Origin of the sequence: Thermus sp. (assembly GCF_037444525.1) — a bacterium.
In the GTDB taxonomy this organism is placed as follows: domain Bacteria; phylum Deinococcota; class Deinococci; order Deinococcales; family Thermaceae; genus Thermus.
On sequence record NZ_JBBIMD010000092.1, the window covers coordinates 1 to 5,430 of the forward strand.

Sequence of the window (5,430 nt, forward strand, 5' to 3'; positions counted from 1 at the left end):
GCCAGCCGGGCTCCCTTCCACATCTCCTGGCCGATGGTGGTAAGCTGCATTCGTGGGGACCTCCTTCATGTTGGAGTGGTCCCCACATTTTAGTTGGGGCAGTCTCACATGTGTTTGTCCGAGCACAGTTCCTGGGGCAGTAGGGGGGCTGGGCCGGGCTTCCCCCACCCCTTCCTGCCCAGAGGAGCCCCCGGAGGCTTCCCCCCGCTCCAGGGCCGGGGGCCTCGAGCCAGAGGACCGCGCGTTCGGGAATCAGAACGTCTACCCGCACCGTGGCCTGGGGGCCTAGAGCACCCGTAAGGATGGGGATCAGAACAGCAGGGACAACCCAAAGGAGCCCTAGGCTTACCCGTGCCACGCTTCCCACCTCCTTTCGCCGGCCAAGGTAAAGGGGGGTGCGTTAAGGGTTAGTTAAGGGGAAGTTTTTATCCTGGGGTTAGATTTGCCCCCATGCGTTAAGGCAGAGGGCTAAGATGAGGCCAAGTTAACACTTCCTTAACGCCGGCGGTTAACCCCTTTGGGCCTTGCATATGGATGGGAGGTTGGCACTGATGCCGAGCCATGGGATTAGAGGCCGGGTTTTGGAGAACCGCTTTAAGCTGATCCTCCAGGGGCCCGCCCGATTGGAGCGGGGGGGGAGGTGGTGCGGGTCAGGCGGAAGGGCCTGGCCCTCCTCTACTATCTGGCCCTGGAAGGCCCCACCCGGCGGGCCCTTCTGGCGGACCTCCTTTGGGGCCACGGGGCCGCCCTGCAGAACCTGAGGGTGGAGCTCCACGCCCTGAACCGGGTCCTGGGGGGGAGTTCTTCAAGGGCCGCGATCCCCTGGTCCTGCCCCCGGTGGTGGTGCTGGTGGACGAGGCGGAGGGTCTGCCCCTGGAGGGCCTCGAGGGCCTAAGCCCCGAGTGGGACGGGTGGTTGGCGGGCCTTAGGGCCCGCCTGGGCTCGAGGCCCGACCTCATGCTCCTTCCGGAACGCCTCCAGGGCCTAAGCCCGCCCCACCTGGTCCTCCTCATCGCCCCTCTGGGCGCGGATCCCCAAGGGGTGGCCCGGGCCCTGGCGGAGCGCCTGGAGCTCCCTTTCCGGCTGGGCTTCGGGCAGGGCAGGGGGGTCTTCTACCTGGGCGAGCCCTTCCCCTCCCTGGAAAGAGCGCCCCAGATGGCCCAAAACCCCCATGGGGTCTATGTCCTTTCCCGAAGCGCTCTTGGGGAAGATCCCCCTTTTGTCCTGGCGGCCCGGGTCCACTACCCCCCTTCCCGGACCTGGGTGCTCGCCCTGGAGCCCCTCTCTTGGTTTGAGGCCCGTCAAACCATCCTCAAGAGCTTTCCCTTTGAGGAGGCGGCCGCCTACTATCTCAACAGCGGAGGCTGGCCCCTTTTTCTCCGCGAACTCTTGGCCTTGGGTAACCCCGAGGGCCTGCCCCAGCGCGTGCGCGCCGCGGTGTTTCTGGAGGCTGCCCGCCTTTGCCCCGAGGAGCGGTTGGCCTTAGAGAAGCTTTCCGTCCACCCTGGGGTTTTGGAGGAAGGGCTGGTGAGGGCCCTAGGGGTGCTGGAACAGGTGGAGCGGTTGGAAGCCCTGCACTGGTTGGTTTACCGGGAAGGGGAATGGGTGTTCGCCGATGAGGCGGTGCGCAGGGTTTTCTACGGGGCCCTGGAGCCTGGGGTTAGGCGGCGCCTGCACCGTTTGGCCGCGGAGTGGCTGGAGGCTCAGGGCCGTGCCTGGGCCGCCTTCTACCACCGCCTTCAGGCCGGGGAGGCCTCCCCAGAGCCTCCTCCTTTGTCCCCTTTCCTTCGGCCCCTTTTCCTTCCGGGCGAAACCCTCCAGCTGGACCTCTGGCCTTCCCAGCGGGTGGCCCGCAAGGGGCGGGCGCAGCCGGAGCTTTTCCCCTATGGCCCTGGGGTGGTTCTGGAGGAACAGCGGGCGGCCTGGGTCCAGCGGCACGGGACGCCCACGGGGCTGGCCTGGACCCTGGAGGAGCCTGCCCTTTTAGAGCTGGAAATCCAACTGGCCCTCCGCAGCCCCTTAGGGGTGGGCCTTGGGGGGTTGGCTTGGCCCTTGGTCCTCCACGCTCCCCTGGGGGAGGTTTACTTCCTGCCCGGGGTGGGGCCTGGTCAGAAGCCTGGCCTCGGGGTTTTGCCCCTAGGGAGGGGGCTGGTGCGGCTCCGGTTGCCCCCCGGACCCTACCGGTTGGAAAGCCGGGCGGAGCTCGCCCTGGTGGAGCTGGGCTGGGCTTTTTGGCGGGCCCAGGAAGGGGGAGAAGAACCCGCTTTGGACCTGGCGGTCCTGGCCCCGGCTCCCTCAGGGGGTAGGAGGGCCTAGGCCCCTGCCCCCGGCTGGGGCCGGTCGGGGTGGGGAAGGGGTGGGGGCGGGGGCAGGAGGAGGAGCCTCAAGACCTCCCCTACCTCCTCCACCAGGACGATCTCCAGGTCCTTCAGGATTTCCTCCGGCACCTCCTTGAGCTGGGCCGCGTTCTCCTTGGGTAGGATGACCTTGCGGATCCCCGCCTGGTGGGCCGCGAGGAGCTTCTCCTTCACCCCCCCGATAGGGAGGATCTTGCCCCTTAGGGTGATCTCCCCGGTCATGGCGATGTCCGTGCGCACCGGGCGGCCGGTGAGGGCGCTGGCCAGGGCGGTGGCCATGGTGATCCCCGCGGAGGGGCCGTCTTTGGGCGTGGCCCCCTCGGGCACGTGGATGTGGAGGTCAAAGTCCTTGTGGAAGCCTTCGGGGAGCCCCCACTCCTCCCGGTGGGCCCGGAGGTAGGTGAGGGCGGCCTGGGCGGACTCCTTCATGACCTCCCCCAGGTTCCCCGTGAGGTTCACCTTGCCCGTACCGGGGACGGCCATGGCCTCAATGGCGAGGAGGGTGCCCCCAAAGGGCGTCCAGGCCAGGCCCTGGGCCAGGCCCACCTGGGGCTCCTTCTCCGCCCGGTCGGGGCGGTACTTGGGCACGCCCAGGTACCCTTCCAGATCCCCCTCATCTACCGCCCGCACGCCCTCCCAAGGGGCCTCGAGGTACTCCTTGGCCGCCTTGCGGGCCACCTTGGAAAGCTCCCGGTCCAGGTTCCGCACCCCGGACTCCCGGGTGTACTCCTGGACGATGCGGTCAATGGCCCGGTCGGTGATCTCCAGCCTGCCCTCGAGCCCCGCCTCCTTCACCTGGTAGGGCCAGCGGAAGTGGCGGGCGATGGCCCGCTTCTCAGGCAGGGTGTAGCCGGGGATCTCGATGACCTCCATCCGGTCCAGAAGGGGTCTCGGGATGGTGGCGAGGGTGTTGGCGGTGGTGATGAAGAAGACCCGGGAGAGGTCGTAGGGCACGTCCAGGTAGTGGTCGGTGAAGGTGTGGTTCTGCTCGGGGTCCAGGACCTCCAAAAGGGCCGCCGCCGGATCCCCCCGCCAGTCGGAGGAGAGCTTGTCGATCTCGTCCAGGAGGAAGACAGGGTTCACCACCCCCACCTGCTTCATCCCCTGGATGATCTTGCCCGGCAGGGCCCCGATGTAGGTGCGGCGGTGGCCCCTTATCTCCGCCTCGTCCCGCACGCCCCCTAAGGAGATGCGGTGGAACCTGCGGTTCATGCTGCGGGCGATGCTCTTGCCCAGGGAGGTCTTGCCCACCCCAGGCGGCCCCACGAAGCAGAGGATGGGGGCGTGGCCCCGCACCTCCTGCCCCTGGGTGAGCTGGCGCACCGCCAGGTACTCCAGGATGCGCTCCTTCACGTCCTTCAGGCCGTAGTGGTCCTCGTCCAGGACGCGGCGGGTCACGGCGATGTCCAGGACCTCGGGGTCGGCCTCCTGCCAGGGGACCTCGAGGAGCCAGTCCAGGTAGGTGCGGCTCACCGTGGCCTCGGGGGAGCCGGGCTGCATCCTCTCCAGGCGCTTGAGCTCCTTTAAGGCCTTCTCCTTCACCCCTTCCGGCATCCCCTTCTTCTCAATCCGCTCCCTTAGCTCCTCAATCTCCGAAAGGAAGTCCTCCCCACCCCCGAGCTCCTTCTGGATGGCCTTCATCTGCTCCCGGAGGTAGTACTCCCGCTGGTTCTGGTCCATCTGCTCCTTGACCCGGGCGGCGATCTTCTTGTCCAGCTCAAAGCGCTCCAGGTCGCGAAGCAGAAGGGCCAAAACCTTTTTCAGCCGTTCCTCCACCCCCGGGGTTTCCAGGAGGTCCTGCTTTTCCTCCAGGGACCAGGTGGCGTGGTGGGCCACCAGGTCGGTGAGGATGGCCGGGTCCAGGGTGCCCTTCACCGCCTCCTGCTGGTAGCGGTCCAGGCGGAGGGTCTTGTGGTTCTGCACGTAGCGCTCAAAGGCCTCCTGCACCTCCCCCACCAGGACCCGGGCCAGGCTGGGGTCCTCGAGGGGGGGCTCGGGGATCACCTCCCCCAGGGCCCGGAGGTAGGGGGCGGCCACGTAGGGGCCGATGCGGGCCCGGTTCCTGGCCTCCACCATCACCTGGAGGGTGCCGTCTGGGAGGCGCATGGCCTGCTTCACCACCGCCAGGGTGCCCACGGGGAAGAGGTCCTCAGGGGTGGGGTCATCCACCTCCGGGTCTCTCTGGGCCACCAGGAAGATGAGCCGGTCGGCGGCGAGGGCCTCCTCCACCGCCTTCTTGCTCTTGGGGCGCCCCACGTCCACCCCCGTGGTGGTGTGGGGGAGGATGACGGTGTTCCGTAAGGGCAGGACGGGAAGTTCCAGGCGAAGCTCCTTCATCTACCCCCATGATACGGGATGCCCCCGGGGCCAAAGGCACCCGGGGGCACAAAAGGTCTTTTAGAAGCCCACGGTGATGGTGGCCTTCATGTCCTTGAAGGTGAGGGTGAGGGGGGTGGAGGGGAGGCCCTGGTACTTCAGGCCAAGCCAGAGCTTGCCCTGTTTGATGCCTTCGGTAAGCTTGGTGCCTTGGAGCGTGAAGGAAGCCTGCTGGCTTCCGTTGAAGACCGCCTCCCCCACCTTCTCGTCGTCCGGACCGATGGCGCAGAGGTAGACGCCAGCGCTGCCGAGGGGAGGGGCTTGGCACCCGGGGTCGGCGCTGGGGTCCTTCGTGCGGGCGTAAAACTCCAGGGTGGCGGTTAGGGGTTGGGAGGCTTCCAGAAGCCCGTCCACCCGAAGCCCCTTTACCACGTCCACGGAAGGTGGGGTGGAGGCGAGGGCCTCCTGGGGGTAGACCACCTTTCCGAAGGTGTCCGAAAGCCCAGGAAGCTCTAGGGTCTGGTCAGGAAGGTTAACGGTGATGGGAATGGAGCACGCGGAGAGCAGAACCCCAAGGGCCAGTCCCAGGAAGCCTTTTGGGAGGTATGGCTTGCCCATCATGGGCAGACTATACCATGGAAAGGATGGTCGTGTCAAGATTTATGTGTAAGCGTCTGTGTACGGGGGGCATACCTTTCCCGAAGCATCCCTTCCAACACCTCCTGCACCTCGGCAAAACCCTTCAACCTCCGCTCCG

Annotated in this window: 4 protein-coding genes; 2 read left to right on the forward strand and 2 right to left on the reverse strand. The window is 66.9% G+C overall.

The window, feature by feature from the left end; translation table 11 throughout:
- The first annotated feature begins 643 nt into the window (after window positions 1–643).
- Together WKI94_RS11335 and WKI94_RS11340 are read left to right on the forward strand one after the other, a co-directional pair.
- Window positions 644–895, forward strand: coding sequence for a hypothetical protein (locus WKI94_RS11335; protein WP_337845836.1), 252 nt, complete (start codon window positions 644–646; stop codon window positions 893–895).
- A complete protein-coding gene (locus WKI94_RS11340) occupies window positions 850–2,316 on the forward strand; it encodes a hypothetical protein (protein WP_337845837.1) in 1,467 nt (488 codons plus the stop codon). Before WKI94_RS11335 ends, WKI94_RS11340 begins: the two co-directional genes overlap by 46 nt.
- Here WKI94_RS11340 and lon read toward each other — a convergent pair.
- Together lon and WKI94_RS11350 are read right to left on the reverse strand one after the other, a co-directional pair.
- Window positions 2,313–4,694: an endopeptidase La gene (lon, locus tag WKI94_RS11345; protein ID WP_337845838.1), complete on the reverse strand. Its 2,382-nt coding sequence runs from the start codon at window positions 4,692–4,694 to the stop codon at window positions 2,313–2,315. The genes WKI94_RS11340 and lon overlap by 4 nt on opposite strands.
- Before the next feature lie 60 nt (window positions 4,695–4,754).
- Window positions 4,755–5,294, reverse strand: coding sequence for a hypothetical protein (locus WKI94_RS11350; protein WP_337845839.1), 540 nt, complete (start codon window positions 5,292–5,294; stop codon window positions 4,755–4,757).
- Window positions 5,295–5,430: the final 136 nt, after the last annotated feature.

Coding starts and splice junctions, on each gene's coding strand:
- lon (WP_337845838.1), bottom strand. CDS start 4,694: ATGAAGGAGCTTCGCCTGGAACTTCCCGTCCTGCCCTTACGGAACACC.
- WKI94_RS11350 (WP_337845839.1), bottom strand. CDS start 5,294: ATGATGGGCAAGCCATACCTCCCAAAAGGCTTCCTGGGACTGGCCCTT.